This window comes from Mesorhizobium sp. CC13, from assembly GCF_039907765.1.
Classification (GTDB): Bacteria; Pseudomonadota; Alphaproteobacteria; order Rhizobiales; family Rhizobiaceae; genus Aminobacter.
Window position 1 is genome coordinate 43,515 of the sequence record NZ_JARDJI010000020.1, and the last position, 16,188, is coordinate 59,702.

At 65.9% G+C, this 16,188-nt stretch carries 19 protein-coding genes; 8 read left to right on the plus strand and 11 right to left on the minus strand.

Features of this window, described 5'->3' with window-relative positions; all coding sequences use genetic code 11:
- Positions 1-3: 3 nt before the first annotated feature.
- The 3 genes from hutG to hutI are packed head-to-tail and all read right to left on the minus strand — an operon-like array spanning position 4 to position 3,598.
- Positions 4-831, minus strand: a complete 828-nt coding sequence (hutG, locus tag PV773_RS21185; RefSeq protein ID WP_347968264.1) for an N-formylglutamate deformylase — start codon at positions 829-831, stop codon at positions 4-6.
- Positions 828-2,372 (minus strand): histidine ammonia-lyase, encoded by a 1,545-nt coding sequence (gene hutH, locus PV773_RS21190; RefSeq protein ID WP_347968265.1) that lies wholly within the window; start codon positions 2,370-2,372, stop codon positions 828-830. Before hutH ends, hutG begins: the two co-directional genes overlap by 4 nt.
- A complete protein-coding gene (hutI, locus tag PV773_RS21195) occupies positions 2,369-3,598 on the minus strand; it encodes an imidazolonepropionase (protein WP_347968266.1) in 1,230 nt (409 codons plus the stop codon). The genes hutH and hutI overlap by 4 nt, the downstream gene beginning before the upstream one ends.
- 97 nt (positions 3,599-3,695) lie before the next feature.
- Here hutI and PV773_RS21200 point away from each other — a divergent pair, with 97 nt between their 5' ends.
- Positions 3,696-5,048, plus strand: coding sequence for a formimidoylglutamate deiminase (locus PV773_RS21200; RefSeq protein WP_347968307.1), 1,353 nt, complete (start codon positions 3,696-3,698; stop codon positions 5,046-5,048).
- Positions 5,049-5,080: 32 nt separating this feature from the next.
- Positions 5,081-5,830 (plus strand): histidine utilization repressor, encoded by a 750-nt coding sequence (gene hutC / locus PV773_RS21205; protein WP_347968308.1) that lies wholly within the window; start codon positions 5,081-5,083, stop codon positions 5,828-5,830.
- A gap of 192 nt (positions 5,831-6,022) precedes the next feature.
- Here the strand turns inward: hutC and PV773_RS21210 are convergent, their stop codons facing one another.
- A complete protein-coding gene (locus tag PV773_RS21210) occupies positions 6,023-6,367 on the minus strand; it encodes a RidA family protein (RefSeq protein ID WP_340035864.1) in 345 nt (114 codons plus the stop codon).
- A 199-nt stretch (positions 6,368-6,566) separates the two neighbouring features.
- Between PV773_RS21210 and aztA the strand changes: the two genes are divergently transcribed.
- From aztA to PV773_RS21240, 6 genes are all read left to right on the plus strand, one after another.
- On the plus strand, positions 6,567-7,406 hold the full coding sequence (aztA, locus tag PV773_RS21215; RefSeq protein WP_347968267.1) for a zinc ABC transporter ATP-binding protein AztA: 840 nt from the start codon (positions 6,567-6,569) through the stop codon (positions 7,404-7,406).
- A gap of 2 nt (positions 7,407-7,408) precedes the next feature.
- Positions 7,409-8,275 carry a zinc ABC transporter permease AztB gene (gene aztB / locus PV773_RS21220; RefSeq protein WP_347968268.1) on the plus strand — a complete coding sequence of 289 codons (867 nt, stop codon included), beginning with the start codon at positions 7,409-7,411 and terminating at the stop codon, positions 8,273-8,275.
- A 23-nt stretch (positions 8,276-8,298) separates the two neighbouring features.
- Positions 8,299-9,234 carry a zinc ABC transporter substrate-binding protein AztC gene (gene aztC, locus PV773_RS21225; RefSeq protein ID WP_347968269.1) on the plus strand — a complete coding sequence of 312 codons (936 nt, stop codon included), beginning with the start codon at positions 8,299-8,301 and terminating at the stop codon, positions 9,232-9,234.
- Between the two features lie 116 nt (positions 9,235-9,350).
- Complete coding sequence (locus PV773_RS21230) at positions 9,351-9,689, plus strand: TIGR01244 family sulfur transferase (RefSeq protein ID WP_347968270.1); 339 nt, start codon at positions 9,351-9,353, stop codon at positions 9,687-9,689.
- 70 nt (positions 9,690-9,759) lie between these two features.
- Positions 9,760-9,990 (plus strand): type II toxin-antitoxin system prevent-host-death family antitoxin, encoded by a 231-nt coding sequence (locus PV773_RS21235; RefSeq protein WP_347968271.1) that lies wholly within the window; start codon positions 9,760-9,762, stop codon positions 9,988-9,990.
- The gene (locus PV773_RS21240) at positions 9,987-10,337 is read left to right on the plus strand and encodes a type II toxin-antitoxin system VapC family toxin (protein ID WP_347968272.1); all 351 of its coding nucleotides are present in this window, start codon (positions 9,987-9,989) and stop codon (positions 10,335-10,337) included. The genes PV773_RS21235 and PV773_RS21240 overlap by 4 nt, the downstream gene beginning before the upstream one ends.
- Before the next feature lie 23 nt (positions 10,338-10,360).
- Here PV773_RS21240 and PV773_RS21245 read toward each other — a convergent pair whose 3' ends face one another.
- From PV773_RS21245 to PV773_RS21275, 7 genes are all read right to left on the minus strand, one after another.
- Entirely contained in the window at positions 10,361-10,897 is a 537-nt protein-coding gene (locus tag PV773_RS21245) for a DinB family protein (RefSeq protein ID WP_347968273.1), read from the minus strand.
- A 23-nt stretch (positions 10,898-10,920) separates the two neighbouring features.
- Positions 10,921-11,673 carry a fumarylacetoacetate hydrolase family protein gene (locus tag PV773_RS21250; RefSeq protein ID WP_347968274.1) on the minus strand — a complete coding sequence of 251 codons (753 nt, stop codon included), beginning with the start codon at positions 11,671-11,673 and terminating at the stop codon, positions 10,921-10,923.
- On the minus strand, positions 11,639-12,556 hold the full coding sequence (locus tag PV773_RS21255; protein ID WP_347968275.1) for an MBL fold metallo-hydrolase: 918 nt from the start codon (positions 12,554-12,556) through the stop codon (positions 11,639-11,641). Before PV773_RS21255 ends, PV773_RS21250 begins: the two co-directional genes overlap by 35 nt.
- Before the next feature lie 91 nt (positions 12,557-12,647).
- Positions 12,648-13,088, minus strand: a complete 441-nt coding sequence (locus tag PV773_RS21260) for an HPP family protein (RefSeq protein ID WP_347968276.1) — start codon at positions 13,086-13,088, stop codon at positions 12,648-12,650.
- Between the two features lie 172 nt (positions 13,089-13,260).
- Positions 13,261-14,295, minus strand: coding sequence for an L-threonine 3-dehydrogenase (tdh, locus tag PV773_RS21265; RefSeq protein WP_347968277.1), 1,035 nt, complete (start codon positions 14,293-14,295; stop codon positions 13,261-13,263).
- Positions 14,296-14,340: 45 nt separating this feature from the next.
- A complete protein-coding gene (locus tag PV773_RS21270; protein ID WP_347968278.1) occupies positions 14,341-15,531 on the minus strand; it encodes a glycine C-acetyltransferase in 1,191 nt (396 codons plus the stop codon).
- A 121-nt stretch (positions 15,532-15,652) separates the two neighbouring features.
- The gene (locus PV773_RS21275; protein WP_347968279.1) at positions 15,653-16,132 is read right to left on the minus strand and encodes a cupin domain-containing protein; all 480 of its coding nucleotides are present in this window, start codon (positions 16,130-16,132) and stop codon (positions 15,653-15,655) included.
- Positions 16,133-16,188: the final 56 nt, after the last annotated feature.

The window sequence follows — 16,188 nt, forward strand, 5'->3', positions numbered from 1 at the left end:
CTCCTAGGAGTTTCGGCCGCTCGCCCAGGCGAGCGCGGTTTCGAGGATGTTGGTGAGCGTCGCGCGCATCGGCGCGGCGAAATCGGGGTCGTAGCGGCTCGGCCAGTTGGCCGGCTCGACCTTGCCTTCCGGCTCGAGCATGTAGCCGCGGCAGGACAGCTCCATTTGCAGCGCGTGAACGCCGCTTTCCGGCCGGCCGTGGCGGCGGGTGATCCAGCCGCCCTTGAAGCGGCCGTTGACCACCCAGGGGCGGCCGCTCGCGGCCATCAATGCCGCAACCTTGTCCTGCAGCTCGGGATCGGCGCTCGCGCCGGAGTTGGTGCCGAGGTTGAACAGTGGCAGCCTTCCCTCGAACAGCCGAGGAATGACCGACCGGATCGAATGGCAGTCGTAGACCACGATCCGCGGATGCAGCCCCCTCAGGCGGGCGATCTCGCCTTCCAGGGCGGCATGGTAGGGCTCGAAATAGGCGGCGCGGCGGCGCGCCACCTCGGCCTCGTCCGGCTCATGCCCGGGCTTGCAGATCGCTTCGCCGTCGAACGTCGTCGTCGGGCAAAGCTCGGTCGTCGCCTGTCCGGGATAGAGCGAGGCGCCGGAAGGGTCGCGGTTGACGTCGATGACCGAACGCGAAATCGCCGTCCGCACCACCGTTGCACCGAGGTTCGCTGCGAACTCATAGAGATACTCGATCCACCAGTCGGTATCGCGCCGCGCCAGCCAGGGCGAGACGAACCCGTCCTCGAGGCCAGCGAGATCGGTTCCCGTGTGGGGGATGCTGACCAGAAGCGGGGCGTCGCCCCGCTTCACCGTCAGCCAGGAGGCCTCGGTCATGCCTGGGCTCCCGAGATGTGCGGCAGGTCGACCCCGGCGACGGCATGCACGATCGCGCCGGAGCGGACCATGGCGATCGCCTTCTCCATGTCGGGATGGAAGTGGCGGTCGTCGTCGAGATGCGGAACCTCGGACCGCACCAGCTTGCGAACGGCCTCGAGCGAGGCGCTCGACGCCAGCGGGGCGTGGAAGTCGCAGCCTTGCGCTGCCGCGAGCAGTTCGATGCCGAGCACGCCGTTGGCGTTCTCGATCATCGCCAGCAGCCGGCGGGCGCCATGGGCGGCCATGGAGACGTGGTCTTCCTGGTTGGCCGAAGTCGGGATCGAGTCGACGCTCGCCGGATAGGCTCTCTGCTTGTTTTCCGAGACCAGCGCCGCGGCGGTGACCTGCGGGATCATGAATCCCGAGTTGAGACCCGGCTTGGGCGTCAGGAAGGCCGGCATGCCGGACAGCGCCGGATCGACCAGCATCGCGATGCGGCGCTCAGACAGCGAACCGATCTCGCAGACGGCCAGCGCGATCATGTCGGCCGCGAAGGCAACCGGTTCGGCATGGAAGTTGCCGCCGGACAGGGCGGTGCCGTCCTCGGCGAAGATCAGCGGATTGTCGGTGACGCCGTTGGCCTCGGTGGCGAGCGTGTCGGCCGCCTTGCGCAGAACGTCGAGGGCAGCGCCCATCACTTGCGGCTGGCAGCGCAGGCAGTAGGGATCCTGCACGCGCTCGTCGCCGACGCGGTGGCTTTCACGAATGGCGCTGCCGACCATCAGGTTGCGCAGCGTGTCGGCCGTCTCGATCTGGCCGCGATGCTTGCGCAGGAGGTGGATGCGCGGGTCGAACGGCGCGTCCGATCCCTTGGCGGCATCGGTCGACAGCGCGCCGGTGACCAGCGCCGACTGGTAGAGGTTTTCAGCCTCGAACAGGCCGGCCAGCGCGTAGGCCGTCGAGAACTGCGTGCCGTTAAGCAGCGCCAGGCCTTCCTTGGCGCCGAGCGTGATCTGCTCCAGCCCATGGGTGACGAAAGCGACCTTGGCCGGGACGATGCCGTGGGGCGTGTGGCAGTCGCCGACGCCGATCATCGTCGCGGTCATGTGCGACAGCGGCGCGAGGTCGCCGGAGGCGCCGACCGACCCTTGAGCCGGGACGACCGGGATGACGTCACGGGCAAGCATGGCCTGCAACAGGTCGATGGTTTCTTCCCGCACGCCGGACGCGCCCTGCGCCAAGCTCGCCATCTTGAGCGCCATCATCAGGCGGGTGACGGCCACCGGCATCGCCTCGCCGACACCGGCGGCATGCGACAGGACGATGTTGCGTTGCAGGGTCTCGAGGTCGGCAGCGGGGATGCGAACGCTCGCCAGCTTTCCGAACCCGGTGTTGATGCCATAGACCGGCTCGCCCTTGGCGACGATCTTCGCCACCGCCTCGGCGCTCGCCTTGATCTTGGGGCGGCAGGCCGGATCGAGTTCGGGCACCGCGCCGCGATAGATCGCGCGCCAGTCGGCGAGCGTGGCGTTGCCTGGCTTGAGAACGAGCTTTGTCATATTCCTCTCCAAATACGGGCATGGAGCGGGTTGAACCCCATGCGATAGACGAGTTCTGCAGGGCTCCCGACATCCCAGATGGCGAGATCGGCCCATTTTCCGGCTTCCAGCGTGCCGGTTTCGGCAAGCAGCCCCAAGGCACGTGCGGCCTCGCGGGTGGTGCCCGCGATGCACTCCTCGACCGTCATGGCAAACAGCGTCGCCGCCATGTTCATGGTCAGAAGCAGCGAGGTGAGCGGCGAGGTCCCCGGGTTGTTGTCGGTGGCGACCGCCATCTTCACGCCGGCGCGCCGGAACAGGTCGACCGGCGGCTTCTTGGTCTCCCTGATGAAGTAGTAGGCGCCGGGCAGGATGACGGCGACGGTACCAGCCTTCGCCATGGCGGCGGCGCCGGCCTCGTCGGTGTATTCGAGGTGGTCGGCCGAAAGCGCGCCGTAGCTTGCGGCGAGTGCCGCGCCGCCGAGATTGGACAGCTGGTCGGCATGGAGCTTGACCGGCAGGCCCTTGGCCTTGGCGGCATCGAAGACGCGCGCCATCTGCTCGGGCGAGAAGGCAATGCCCTCGCAGAAACCGTCGACGGCATCGGCCAGGCCCTGGGCGGCGATCGCCTCCAGCATCGGACCGGCAACGAGCTTGATGTAGGCGTCCTTGTCGCCATTGGCTTCCGCCGGCAGCGCATGGGCGCCGAGGAAGGTGGTGCGGACGCTCACCCGACGCTTTTCGGCCAGCTGGCGCGCGGCGCGCAGCGACTTCGTCTCGTTCTCGACATCCAGCCCATAGCCAGACTTGATCTCAACCGTCGTCACGCCTTCCGCGATCAGCGCATCGAGGCGCGGCAAGCTCTGCGCGACCAACTCGTCCTCGCTCGCTGCGCGCAGCGCCTTGACCGAGGAGACGATGCCGCCCCCTGCCCGCGCCACCTCTTCATAGGTCGCCCCGGCAAGGCGCATCTCGAACTCGTTGGCGCGGTTGCCGGCGTGGACCAGATGGGTGTGGCAGTCGATCAGGCCGGGCGTGATCCAGCGGCCCTCGCAGTCGACGACCGCCGCAGCTTCGATGAGATTCCGCGGCATGTCGGCTTCCGCGCCGGCGAACACGATGCGGCCGTCGCGGGCAGCGATCGCACCCTTTTCGACGACGCCTAGGCCCGGCGCGGCTTCGGCCAACGTTGCCAGGCGCGCGTTGCGCCACACCGTTGCCGCTGCCTTTGATTGCTCTCCAGCCATGATCTTTTTCGTTTCCTCTGGTTGCGAATATGTATATACATAACGAAACGCGATGCAAGCGGTAATGTGCGAGTTGCGAGAAAGCGAGGAAAAAATGGTGGAGACGATCTTTGCGGAGCAGGCGCTGCTGGCCGATGGCTGGCATGAGAATGTCAGGCTCGGCATCGCGGACGGAAGAATCGCGTCGGTGGAAATCGGGGCCGCAAAGCAGCCGCATGACGAGCTGCAGGCCATCGTCGTTCCCGGCATGCCCAACCTGCACAGCCATGCTTTCCAGCGCGGCATGGCCGGGCTTGCGGAAATCCGCGGCCCGTCCGCCGACAGCTTCTGGTCCTGGCGCGAGGTCATGTACAAGTTCGCTCTGAATATGACGCCCGACCAGGTCGAAGCGGTCGCGTCACAACTCTACGTCGAGATGCTGGAGGCCGGCTTCAGCCGCGTCGGCGAATTCCACTACCTGCATCACGACCGCGACGGCAGCCCCTATGCGAACATCGCCGAGATGGCGGAGCGCATCGCCGCCGCTTCGACGGCCACCGGCATCGGGCTTACGCTGCTTCCGGTGCTCTATGCCCATTCCGGATTCGGCGGTGCCGCCCCCAATGAGGGCCAGCGCCGATTCATCAACGATACGAATCGCTTCGCGCGGCTTCTTGAAAAGAGCGTCGAAGCCCTGAAGGGCGTCGACGGCGCAGTGATCGGCCTCGCGCCGCACAGCCTGCGGGCAGTCACCCCGGACGAGCTCGCGGCCGCGACAGCGATGACCACCGGTCCGATCCACATCCATATCGCCGAACAGGTCAAGGAGGTCGAGGACTGCGTCGCCTGGTCCGGGTCGCGGCCGGTCGAATGGCTGCTGCGGCACGCCGACGTCGACGCACGCTGGTGCCTGATCCACGCCACCCACATGACCGAGGCCGAGACGATCGCCTTCGCCCGCACCGGGGCAGTGGCGGGTCTCTGCCCGATCACCGAAGCCAATCTCGGCGACGGGGTGTTCCCCGCTCCCCTGTTTGCGGAACATGGCGGCAGCTTCGGCGTCGGCTCGGATTCGAATGTCGAGATCGGCGTCGGCGGAGAGCTGCGCATGCTGGAATACTCCCAGCGCCTCGCCCACCGCGCCCGTAACGTGCTCGCCGTGCCGGCACACTCGACCGGGCGCTGGCTGTTCGAGGGGGCGCTGACAGGCGGCGGCCAGGCGCTTGGCGCCGGGGCGGCAGCGCTTGCCGTCGGCGCCTCCGCCGATTTCGTCTCCCTCGACCGGAACCACCCCACCCTCGCAGGCAAGGCCGGCGACCAGATCCTCGATGCCTGGGTGTTCGCCCGCGCCGGCAAGGTCGACGGCGTGTGGACGCGCGGCCGCAAGGTGGTGTCCGGTGGCGCACATTTCCGTCGCGATGCTATTGCGGCTAGATTCCGCGCGGTGATGATGGAACTGACGGCCGGATAGTGGAGACGAACGTGCCTGATTCGGGTGTGGAAATGGCGATTGCCGAAGAATTTGCCGGGAGCGATGGCGCGACGTCGCTCCACCAGCGCATCCTTGGCGACATCCGCGACCGTATCGTCTCGGGCGAATGGGGCCCCGGCCATCGCATCCCGTTCGAGCATGAGCTCACCGAAGAATACGGCTGCTCGCGCATGACGGTGAACAAGGCGCTGTCGCAGCTCGCCAAGGCCGGCCTGATCGAGCGGCGCCGCCGCTCGGGCAGTTTCGTGCGCCGGCCGCAATCGCAGGCTGCGGTGCTCGAGATCCACGACATCCGCATCGAGGTCGAGGCGCTGGGGCTTCCCTATCGCTACGAACTCATCTCGCAGACCAGGCGCCGCGCGACGACCATGGACCGCGAACGCCTGGGCGCCGACCAGTCGTCCTCCGGACAGGTGCTGGCGCTGCAGTGCCTGCATCACGCCGGGGCGCGGCCGTTCTGCGTCGAGGACCGCCTCATCAACCTGGGCGCGGTGCCGGAAGCGGCGGATGCGCGGTTCGCGGATGCGGCTCCCGGCCCCTGGCTGATCGGGCAAGTGCCGTGGAGCAGCGCCGAGCATGTGATCCGCGCCACGGCCGCCGACCCCGAGGTCGCGGCGGAGCTGAACCTGGCGCCCGGGGCGGCCTGCCTCGTCATCGAGCGCCGGACCTGGAGTGCCGACCGCCCGGTCACGCATGTGCGGTTCACCTATCCCGCCAACGCTCATGCCGTGGTGGCACGCTTCACGCCGCACGACAGCTAGAGCAGTTCCGATTTTCTTCGAAGCGCGGAAACGATCTATCTCTTTGTTTTTGCGCAATTCCGGACGGAAAACCGCTGCGCACTTTTCCTGGAATTGCTCTAAGCTGCCCGGCAAAGAAAACGCCGCGCCTCCATCCAGGAGGGCGCGGCGCATTTTTTGCATCGTGCCGCCGCGACGGCGGCGCGCAACACGTCAGGCAGCGGCCGTGACGATGATCTCGACCTTGTATTCCGGCGCGGCGAGCTTGGCCTCGCCGGTGGCGCGAGCCGGGGTGTGGCCCTGCGGCACCCAGGAATCCCAAACCGAGTTCATCTCGGCGAAGGTCGACATGTCGTCCAGCCAGATGATCGCCTGGAGGATCTTGGTCTTGTCGGTGCCGGCCTTGGCCAGCAGCGAGTCGATCTCGGCCAGGATGGTCTTGGTCTGCGCAGCCACGCTTTCGCCGGGGGCGCCGACCTGGCCTGCCAGGTAGACCGTGTTGTTGTGGATCACGACCTGGCTCATGCGGGGGCCGATGTCGATACGACGAACGCTCATGGAGTTCTCCTTCCGTTGGGTGGTGCCCTCTTTAGAGATTGCCGCCCCCTCGGCGCAAGGCCGCAGGCCACGAAATCCGTGGGCCAGGTGCGGAAGTCTGCCCGCCGGAGGAGTTCCTGGCCAGCGGCCCCTTCGGATTGTTGACTAATGTAATAACATCACATATCGAAAGGGCATCGGTAACGCGGCCAGGAAAAACATGCCCGAAGCCTGCCTGACATTCGAGGACCTGACGCTTGGCTACAACAGCCACCCGGCCGTGCATCACCTCAACGGCACCATCGCCGCAGGCTCCCTGACGGCCGTGGTCGGCGCCAACGGCTCCGGCAAGTCCACGCTGATGAAGGGCATCGTCGGCGTGCTGAAGCCGATGTCGGGCCAGTGCGCGGTCGCCGACGGCAAGCGTATCGCCTACCTGCCGCAGCAGTCGGAACTCGACCGCAGCTTTCCGGCGCGCGTGGTCGACCTCGTCTCGCTCGGGCTGTGGCCGCGGCGTGGACTGCTCGGGCGCTACACCCGGGACGACCGCGAGGCGGTCGCCCATGCCTTGATGGCCGTTGGCCTGGAAGGCTTCGAAAAGCGCGCCATCGACACGCTTTCGGGCGGCCAGTTGCAGCGTGCCCTCTTCGCCCGGGTGCTCGTCCAGGATGCCGACCTCATCCTGCTCGACGAACCGTTCAACGCGGTCGACGCCAAGACCATCGGCGACCTCATCGCGCTCATCAAGCGCTGGCACGGCGAGAGCCGGACGGTGATGGTCGTGGCGCACGACCTGGAACTCGTGCGGGCCAATTTCCCCGACACGCTGCTTCTGGCACGCCGACCCGTCGCCTGGGGCCGGACGGCGGACACGTTGCGCGCCGAGAACCTGCTGAGGGCTCGGCGTTTCGACGAAGCATGGCACGACGATGCGCCCTGGTGCGCGCCGGACGACGGCCATGAGCATGCCCATGCGCATGGCCATGACGGCCACCACCATCATGAGCACGGCGATATCCACGACCGCCCCGACCATGAATCCGGCCCGAGGCCCGCCTGACCATGTATGACCTGCTGATCGCGCCCTTCGTCGAATTCGGCTTCATGCAGCGTGCGCTGGCCGGCTCGCTGCTGCTTGCGCTTGGCGCCTGCCCGGTCGGCGTGTTCCTGATGCTGAGGCGGATGAGCCTGACGGGCGATGCCATGGCCCACGCCATCCTGCCCGGTGCTGCGGCCGGCTTCCTGCTCTACGGGTTGCAGATCGTGCCGATGACGATCGGCGGGCTGGTTGCCGGCGTCATCGTGGCGCTCGGGGCCGGCGCGGTTTCGCGCTTCACCGTGCAACGCGAGGACGCCTCGATGGCGGCCTTCTATCTGATCTCGCTGGCACTTGGCGTGCTGATCGTCTCGCTGCGCGGATCGAGCGTCGACCTCATGCATGTGCTGTTCGGAACGGTGCTCGCGCTCAACGACGACGCCCTGACCCTGATCGCCTTGATTTCCGGCGTCACGCTGCTGACGCTCGCGGTCTTCTGGCGCGCGCTGGTCGCCGAGTGCCTCGACCCGCTGTTCCTGCGCTCGGTCAGCCGCCTCGGAACGCCGGTGCACTTCATCTTCCTCGGCCTGGTGGTGCTCAACCTCGTGGGCGGCTTCCAGGCGCTCGGCACGCTGCTGTCGGTCGGCCTGATGATGCTGCCGGCGGCTGCGGCCCGCTTCTGGACGGCGCGCGTTGAACCCATGTGCGTGCTCGCCTTTGCCTTCGGCGCAGTGTCCTGCATCGCGGGCCTCTTGATCTCCTACCACGGCTCCCTGCCCTCGGGTCCCGCGATCATCCTCTCGGCCGGCACGATCTATGCCGCATCGATATTCTTCGGCACGCGCGGCATCTTCAACACCAAGCTGCGCCACCACCGCCACCGCACCGCCTGATCCACTCGCAGAAGGACATGCCCATGCACAGACTGATTGGCCTCGCTTCCGCTTTGACTGTTATAAAATTAACATCGACTCCGACGACGGCCTTCTCCGCCGAGCCGCTCAAGGTCGTGGCCAGCTTCTCGATCATCGGCGATTTCGCCAGGAATGTCGGCGGCGACCGCATCGAACTCACCACGCTGGTCGGTCCCGACGGCGACGCTCACGTCTATGAACCGTCACCCGCCGATGCGGTGACGATGTCCAAGGCCGACGTGGTGCTGGTCAACGGCCTGCAATTCGAGGGCTTCCTGCAGCGGTTGGTCGAGGCGAGCGCCACGAAGGCCTCGATCGTCGAACTGACCAAGGGCATAGAGCCGCTCAAGATGAAGGAAGCGCATTCGCACGAGCAGGAAGGCACCGCCGAGGATGGCCACCATGGCGGCTTCGACCCGCATGCGTTCCAATCCGTCGCCAATGCCAAGATCTATGTCAGCAACATCGCCGGCGGCTTCTGCGCCGCCGACGCGGCCGGCTGTGACGCCTACAAGGCAAACGCCGCACGCTACACGGCCGAACTTTCAGAGGCCGAGGCCTACATCAAGGCATCGGTGGAAGCCATTCCGGCCGACAAGCGGACGATCATCACCTCGCACGACGCCTTCGGATACTTCGAGAATGCCTACGGCGTGACCTTCCTGGCGCCTGAAGGCATTTCCACCGAAGCCGAGGCCTCGGCGGCCGACGTCGCAGCCCTGATCAGGCAGGTGCGCGAGGACAAGGCGTCGGCGATCTTCGTCGAGAACATCACCAACCCTCGCCTCGTCGAACAGATCGCCGCCGAGACGGGCGTGACGGTGGGCGGCACGCTCTATTCCGACGCGCTTTCCAAGGCCAACGGCCCCGCGCCGACCTACATCGACCTGATGAAGAACAATATCGGCACGATAAAGGGTGCGATCCTGGGCAGCTGAGGCTCGGACTTCACGTCTTGGCGGGGCAGCCATTCGACGGTTGCCCTGCCGCGCCGACAGTGGCAAGACTGGCGCCGAACCGCCGCCACAGCGGCCAAGCACCTGCGAGGACTACCATGGAATACCGCCAGATCACCGACGGCTACTCGGTTTCCGGCCAGATCGACCCGGCCGACGTCGCCGCCATCAAGGCCGCCGGCTTCAAGAGCGTCATCTGCAACCGTCCCGACGACGAGCAGCCGGGCCAGCCGTCCGCCGTGAGCGTCAAGGCAGCGGTCGAAGCTGCCGGCCTCGCCTTCCGCCACATTCCCGTCATCAGCGGCCAGATGACCGTCGACAACGTCACCGACATGGCCGGAGCGCTCGACGAGATGGAAGGTCCGGTGTTCGCCTATTGCCGCTCCGGCACCCGCTGCACCAACCTCTACATGGCGATCCAGCAGAGCAAGGGCTGACCGGCAAGCGACGGGCGGGTTTGCATGACAAGCGATTGTGACCTAAATTATTTGTCGCAAGGATCGCGCCATGAACATTTCGGTCGCAGAAGCCAAGGCAAAGTTTTCTGAACTCATCGAACGGGTGGAAGCCGGCGAGGAGATCATAGTTACTCGCGACGGCAAGGCTGTAGCCAAGATTGCGGCCCCCGTGGAAATGGCATCATCGCGTCAAAGCATAATTGGCGCGATGAAGGGCAAAGTCTGGATTGCCGACGACTTCGACGAGCTTGGTCCCGAATGGGACGAATACATCAAGTGAGCGGCCTCAGGTTCCTTCTGGACACGCACGTCCTCCTTTGGGCTATTTGCGACGATGATCGGATTTCGTCCAATCATCGCCAGATCATCGCCAACGGCGAAGGTATCGTCGTAAGTGCTGTTTCCATTTGGGAAATCGCCATCAAGCGCGCCAGCGGCAAGTTGGTCGTTGAGGGCGACATGGTGCAACTGCTCAATGCACGCGGAATTCCAATCCTATCGATCAATGAGCACCATGCGGCGCGGGTCGAGCATCTCGCGAGTCACCATCGTGACCCGTTCGACCGGCTGCTGATCGCCCAGGCTCAGGTCGAGAACCTCGCCGTCCTCACCACTGACCCTATGTAAGCGCGCTACGACGTGGCTGTCGCCTAAAGCCCAAGCCGCTCGACTTCCTCGCCACGGAACCGGAGATCGTAGTCGAGGAAGAACTCGTCGAGTTGCGGCGGCGCGACCGACGTGCCGGACAGCATCGCGTGCACCTGGCCGCGATGATGGATCTGGTGGATGAAGAGATGGGCGAGCAGGTCGCCGATGCGCTCCGGGACCTGCCCAGCCTCGCCGCGATCCGATAGCACCTGCCGGCCGAGATCGGCTTCCGACAGCCGATCGCAGCAGGCTACGAGGCGGCGGTCGCATGCCGCCTGTGCCTCGGCAAGCTTGGCGGCCTCGTCGAAAGCTCTGAACTTCGCGAAAACGCCGCGTCCCTCCCCGCCCTCCTCGATCATGTCGAGGTAGTAGAGGTCGACCTCGAGGATGTGGTTCAGGGTTTCCCCGAGCGACGGGAAGAAGCTCGTGCGCCCGGCCTCGAACTCGCCTGGCCGCAGGGCCGTCACGGCGCGGTGGATGCGGTCGTTGGACCACAGGTTGTTCCGCGCCATGCGGCGGAAGTGGCTCGTCAGGTCCATTGCCTCGTCCTGCAACGCCTCGATCAGGGCAAAGGCGGGCCGTAGCGGCCGATCTGCTGCTCGATGGCGCCGAAGATAGAATGGCCGGCCGCGTCCTTCATCTCGATACGGACGGTGTCGCCGAGCGATGCGGATATGACTTCGGCGCCGCCGCGAACCACCGCACCTGCGTGGAGCGGGCGCCCGACGGTCGCATTGGCAATGAGTTGCGGAAACGGAGTCCAGCCTCCGGTCGCGACGGTCCGCGATCCAACCGACAGCGCCAGATGTACGGCGCCATCCCAGGTACCGCCGAGTTCGTCGGGCGTCACCGCCACCGGCGACAAGGTGGAAGTTCCGGTCTGGCCGCCGTCGAGCACGGTATCGGCGGCAAGCACCAGCAAGGCCACCGCCTCGCGGGCGCCGGCCTCTCCGGTCGCCAATCCGACGTCGGTGACAATGGCCGCAACCGAAGCCTCCACCCTTGCGTCGCGCGACTTGCCCGTGAGTTCGATCGGGTCGCGCGGGGCAATGAAGGCATCGCCACCGCCGACGCGCTGATAGACCCGCGGCAGCGGGGCAAGCGCATCGTGCTCATGGAAGCGGGCCGACGGCACCGCGCCGATTTCGAGCGACTCGGCGAGCGTCGTGAGATGCGGGGAGATGCGACGCCAATCATCCAGCGCTGCCTGCAGATCGGGCGCCAGGAATGAGGCGTCGGTGTAGCGCGTCAGGTCGCGTGAAACGACCACCAGTTGTCCGTCACGCGTTCCGCTCTTGAGTGTTGCCAGTTTCATGTCGATCCTCCCGATTCCCGCCTTGGATGCCCCCGACTGAAAGAACATGCCCGTCACGGCCGATCGTCAAGGGACCGGACCACGTTTTCCTGACAGCTTCGATCCAGTCGGCCTCGCCGATCTCGACGTCGTCGGCCGGGATCAGATGATTGAGCACCAGCCGCCCGACGCCGGCACGCGCGGCGATCGTGCCGGCTTCCTCGGCTAGGCTGTGGCTCGCCATCAGATGCTCGCGCAGCCGTGCGCCGTTGCCGGTTCGGGCGACGAGCCGCTCGACGCCTGCCTGAAGCATCGCCTCATGAACAAGAACGTCGGCGCCGCGCGAAAATTCCGCAAGTGGCGGAAAGAACGCGGTGTCGGCCGAAACGACGACGCTTATGCCGCCGCAGTCGAAACGCAGGGCGAAGCACTCGGTCACCGGCGGATGGTCGACGCGCAACGCGCGGACCTCGAGTTCGCCGTCTCCCATGACGATGCCCTCGCCGAACTCGGCGATCTCGACCATTTGGCGCAGGTCGGGCCGCCCCTCGTCGTCGATGCGGGTTTCGATATCGAATTCAAGCGATTGGAGGAAACCCTGCCAGTATCGATTCAACCCAACGGGTCCGAACACCTTGACCGGCGTTGCAAGGCCTGCCGTCCAGGCCGTGTGGATGAGCGGCCCCAGCTCGAGCGCGTGGTCGGAATGAAGGTGGGTGACGAAGACGAGGTCGAGCGCCTTGAGGCTGAGGCCCGCGTCGGTCAGGCCGCGGGTGACGCCGAGCCCGCAATCGATCACGATCCTGCGCCCGCCGAGTTCCAGCAGCGTCGAAGTTGGCCACGGGCCGCCGGGCCTGATCGCGGGGCCGCCCTTGGTGCCGAGCAGGACCAGGCGGCCGCTCATGCGTCCCGTCCCGGGGAGTAGGAAATCATGCGGTGCCTCCTGTTCGGTCCGACGGTAGAGCGTCGGGCACGGCCGAGGCAAGGCGAAAGCGTCAGTCGACGCGCCGTGGATACTGCGCGCGGGGCGGAATCCAGTGAAGGACGAGCGCCAGAAGCAGCAGGCTTATGCAGCCCGCGAGCACGACGACGAACAGCGTCCCGCTCTGATAGGGCGATGCGGTGGCCACCAGCGGGATGGCCCCTGCGGGCGGATGCGTGACGCGGAACATCAGCATGAGCGCGATGGAGAGGCCGACGGCCACGGCGGACACTTCCCACAGCCCAGGAAAGGCCATCGCCGCGCCGACGCCGAGGAGCGTGGCGATGAAGTAGCCGGCGAACACGTTGATCGGCTGCGCCAGGGGGCTGGCGGGCTGCCCGAACATGAGCACCGCGGTGGCGCCCAGCGGGGCGATCAGCATGGGGATGCCGGTGAGCGACGTCAGGCCACCGACCGCCGACAGGCCGATGACCGCCCCCGACCCTGATTTCAAATGGGCGACGAAGTGCCCCTTGGGCTCGTGGCGTGCGGTAAGGGTTCGTATGTGGCGGCGCAAGTCGTACCCCCCGGCGAAAAGGCCCGCCTGAATAGCAAATCACGGGGGAATTTGGCAACGCAGCTTTGTTCGAAAATTTCGCCTTACAGTGAAAAAACTTTCCCAACGCCTACCAGTCCATGACGACCTTGCCGGAATTGCCGCTGCGCATGGCATCGAAGCCCGCCTGGAAGTCGTCGATGCCGATCCGGTGGGTTATCAGCCCGGTCACGTCGAGCGGTCCCTGCACCAGCGCGATCATCTTGTACCAGGTCTCGAACATCTCGCGGCCGTAGATGCCCTTGAGGTGCAGCATCTTGAAGATGACCTTGTTCCAGTCGATCTCGAAGCCGGTCGGCGCGATGCCGAGGATGGCGATCTTGCCGCCATTGTTCATGGTCTCGATCATGTCGCGGAAGGCCACGGCCGAGCCCGACATTTCGAGGCCGACGTCGAAGCCCTCGGTCATGCCCTCCTCGCGCATGACGTCGACGAGCTTTTCCTTCGCGGCGTTGACCACATGGTGGATGCCCATCTTGCGCGCGAGGGCCAGCCGCGTCGGATTGATGTCGGTGATGACGACCTTTCTTGCCCCCACGCACTGGGCGACCATCGCTCCCATGATGCCGATGGGCCCGGCGCCGGTCACCAGCACGTCCTCGCCCACCAGATCGAAGGAAAGCGCGGTGTGCACGGCATTGCCCAGCGGGTCGAAGATCGCCGCCACCTCGTCTGGCACGTCGTCGGGGATCGGCACCACGTTGTGCTGCGGGATGACGACGTATTCGGCAAAGGAGCCCGGCCGGTTGACGCCGACGCCGAGCGTGTTGCGGCACAGATGGCCGCGCCCGGCGCGGCAGTTGCGGCAGTGGCCGCAGACGATGTGCCCTTCGCCGGACACCCGCTGGCCGACCTTGTAGTCGTTCACGCCTGCGCCGAAATCGGCGACCGTGCCGACGAATTCATGGCCGGTCACCATCGGAACCGGGACCGTCTTCTGCGCCCACTGGTCCCAGTTGTAGATGTGGACGTCGGTGCCGCAGATCGCCGACTTGCGCACCTTGATCAGCACGTCGTTGGGGCCGATCTCGGGGATGGGCACCTCTTCCATCCAGATACCGGGTTCGGCCTTGGCCTTCACCAGCGCGCGCATCATGTTGGACATCGTCTTTTCCTCCGAATCCCTTGATCCAGAATCGCTTTCGCGGCTTCAGGAAATCACGCCCAGTTCGCGGCCGACCTCGCCGAACGCCGCGACCGCGCGATCGATATCCTCGGCCGAGTGCGCCGCCGACATCTGCGTGCGGATGCGCGCCTGGCCCTTCGGCACCACCGGGAAAGAGAAGCCGATCACGTAGATCCCGCGCTTCAGCATGCGTGCGGCCATCTCCTGCGCCAGAGCGGCATCGCCCAGCATCACCGGAATTATGGGATGGTCGGCGCCGGCGAGCGTGAAGCCGAGCCTGCCCATGCCGGCGCGGAAGCGCGCGGCATTGGCGTAGAGCTTTTCGCGCAAGGCCCCGCCCCCGGCGATCATGTCCAGCACCTTGATCGAGGCGCCGGCTATGGAGGGAGCAAGGGTGTTGGAGAACAGATAGGGCCGCGAGCGCTGGCGCAGCCAGTCGACGACTTCGCGCCTGGCCGCCGTGTAGCCGCCCGAGGCGCCGCCAAGCGCCTTGCCGAGCGTACCGGTGATGATGTCGACCCTGCCCTCGACGCCGCAATGCTCGGGCGTGCCGCGACCGTTGGTGCCGACGAAACCGACGGCATGGCTGTCGTCGACCATCACCATCGCCCCATGCTTTTCGGCCAGATCGCAGACGCCCCCAAGGTTGGCGATGATCCCGTCCATCGAGAACACGCCGTCGGTGGCAATCAGCTTGAAGCGGCAACCCTCGGCCTTGTTCAGTTCCTCCTCCAGCGCAGCCATGGCGTTGTTGGCGTAGCGGAAGCGCCTGGCCTTCGACAGTCGGACGCCGTCGATGATCGAGGCGTGATTGAGCGCGTCGGAGATGATGGCGTCTTCCTCGCCCAGCAGGGTCTCGAACAGGCCGGCATTGGCGTCGAAGCATGACGAATAGAGGATCGTGTCCTCCATGCCGAGGAAGCCGGAAATCCTGGCCTCGAGTTCCTTGTGCTCCTCCTGCGTGCCGCAGATGAAGCGCACCGAGGCCATGCCGTAGCCATAGCGGTCGAGCGCGGCCTTGGCCGCCTCGCGCAATTCATGGCTGTCGGCGAGGCCAAGATAGTTGTTGGCGCAGAAGTTCAGCACCTTGTGGCCGCCGGCGACTTCGATCTCGGCAGACTGGGTCGAGGTGATGACGCGCTCGGACTTGTAGAGGCCTGCCGTCTTCAGCGCTTCCAGTTCGGAAGCCAGATGTGAAACAAACGCTTGGCTCATCTTCTTGCTGCCCGATTGAGAGTGCCACTTGGGCAGAGTGTCGTCTCAGGCCGACCGAAAAGCCACCTAAAATGCGATGGGACGGACGAATGAGGTTGCCGTCATCCGTCCGCCAACAAAATCAGGCGAGCGGCGCGCCGATGATGTCGATGCCGTTGCGGGCGCAGGCCTCGGTCAATGCCTTGATGACCTCCGGGGTCGGCGCGACCTGCGGCGGGACTTCCGCCTTGGCGGCCGGAATGCTGACCTCGCGCACCATGCGTTCGAAGTCGCCGCGGGTGGTGACGGTCAGGCAGCGCGCGCCTTCCGCGGATTCGACGCGGTAGCTGTGCGGAATGCCCTTCGGCGCAAGCATGGTCTGGCCAGCATGGCCGTAGAGGTCCTTGCCGCCGACATTGAACCGCACCACGCCCTCGAGGATGTGGAACACCTCGTCCTCGTTGCGGTGGATGTGGAGCGGCGGCGAGGAGCCGTAGGGCATCAGATGCTCGATCACGCTGATCGTGTCCGCACCCGCTTCGCCCGAAAGCCGGATGGTCGCAAGGGTGCCGTTGAACCACAGCAATTCGCCGCGGTTCTCAGTCTTCGTGTGGATGGTCACTGGGTTTCCTTTCGACAGATGGGAGGCGCCTTGCCGGCGTCGGCATCGATCTAGAG

Bases quoted from the DNA above. Each gene is read 5' to 3' on its own strand.
- PV773_RS21250 (WP_347968274.1), bottom strand. From the start codon at position 11,673: ATGAAACTGGCAACACTCAAGAGCGGAACGCGTGACGGACAACTGGTG.
- hutG (WP_347968264.1), bottom strand. From the start codon at position 831: ATGACCGAGGCCTCCTGGCTGACGGTGAAGCGGGGCGACGCCCCGCTT.
- hutI (WP_347968266.1), bottom strand. From the start codon at position 3,598: ATGGCTGGAGAGCAATCAAAGGCAGCGGCAACGGTGTGGCGCAACGCG.
- PV773_RS21235 (WP_347968271.1), top strand. From the start codon at position 9,760: ATGAACATTTCGGTCGCAGAAGCCAAGGCAAAGTTTTCTGAACTCATC.
- PV773_RS21230 (WP_347968270.1), top strand. From the start codon at position 9,351: ATGGAATACCGCCAGATCACCGACGGCTACTCGGTTTCCGGCCAGATC.
- hutC (WP_347968308.1), top strand. From the start codon at position 5,081: ATGGCGATTGCCGAAGAATTTGCCGGGAGCGATGGCGCGACGTCGCTC.
- tdh (WP_347968277.1), bottom strand. From the start codon at position 14,295: ATGTCCAACATGATGCGCGCGCTGGTGAAGGCCAAGGCCGAACCCGGT.
- PV773_RS21245 (WP_347968273.1), bottom strand. From the start codon at position 10,897: ATGGACCTGACGAGCCACTTCCGCCGCATGGCGCGGAACAACCTGTGG.
- aztA (WP_347968267.1), top strand. From the start codon at position 6,567: ATGCCCGAAGCCTGCCTGACATTCGAGGACCTGACGCTTGGCTACAAC.
- aztB (WP_347968268.1), top strand. From the start codon at position 7,409: ATGTATGACCTGCTGATCGCGCCCTTCGTCGAATTCGGCTTCATGCAG.
- PV773_RS21270 (WP_347968278.1), bottom strand. From the start codon at position 15,531: ATGAGCCAAGCGTTTGTTTCACATCTGGCTTCCGAACTGGAAGCGCTG.
- aztC (WP_347968269.1), top strand. From the start codon at position 8,299: ATGCACAGACTGATTGGCCTCGCTTCCGCTTTGACTGTTATAAAATTA.
- PV773_RS21255 (WP_347968275.1), bottom strand. From the start codon at position 12,556: ATGAGCGGCCGCCTGGTCCTGCTCGGCACCAAGGGCGGCCCCGCGATC.
- PV773_RS21210 (WP_340035864.1), bottom strand. From the start codon at position 6,367: ATGAGCGTTCGTCGTATCGACATCGGCCCCCGCATGAGCCAGGTCGTG.
- hutH (WP_347968265.1), bottom strand. From the start codon at position 2,372: ATGACAAAGCTCGTTCTCAAGCCAGGCAACGCCACGCTCGCCGACTGG.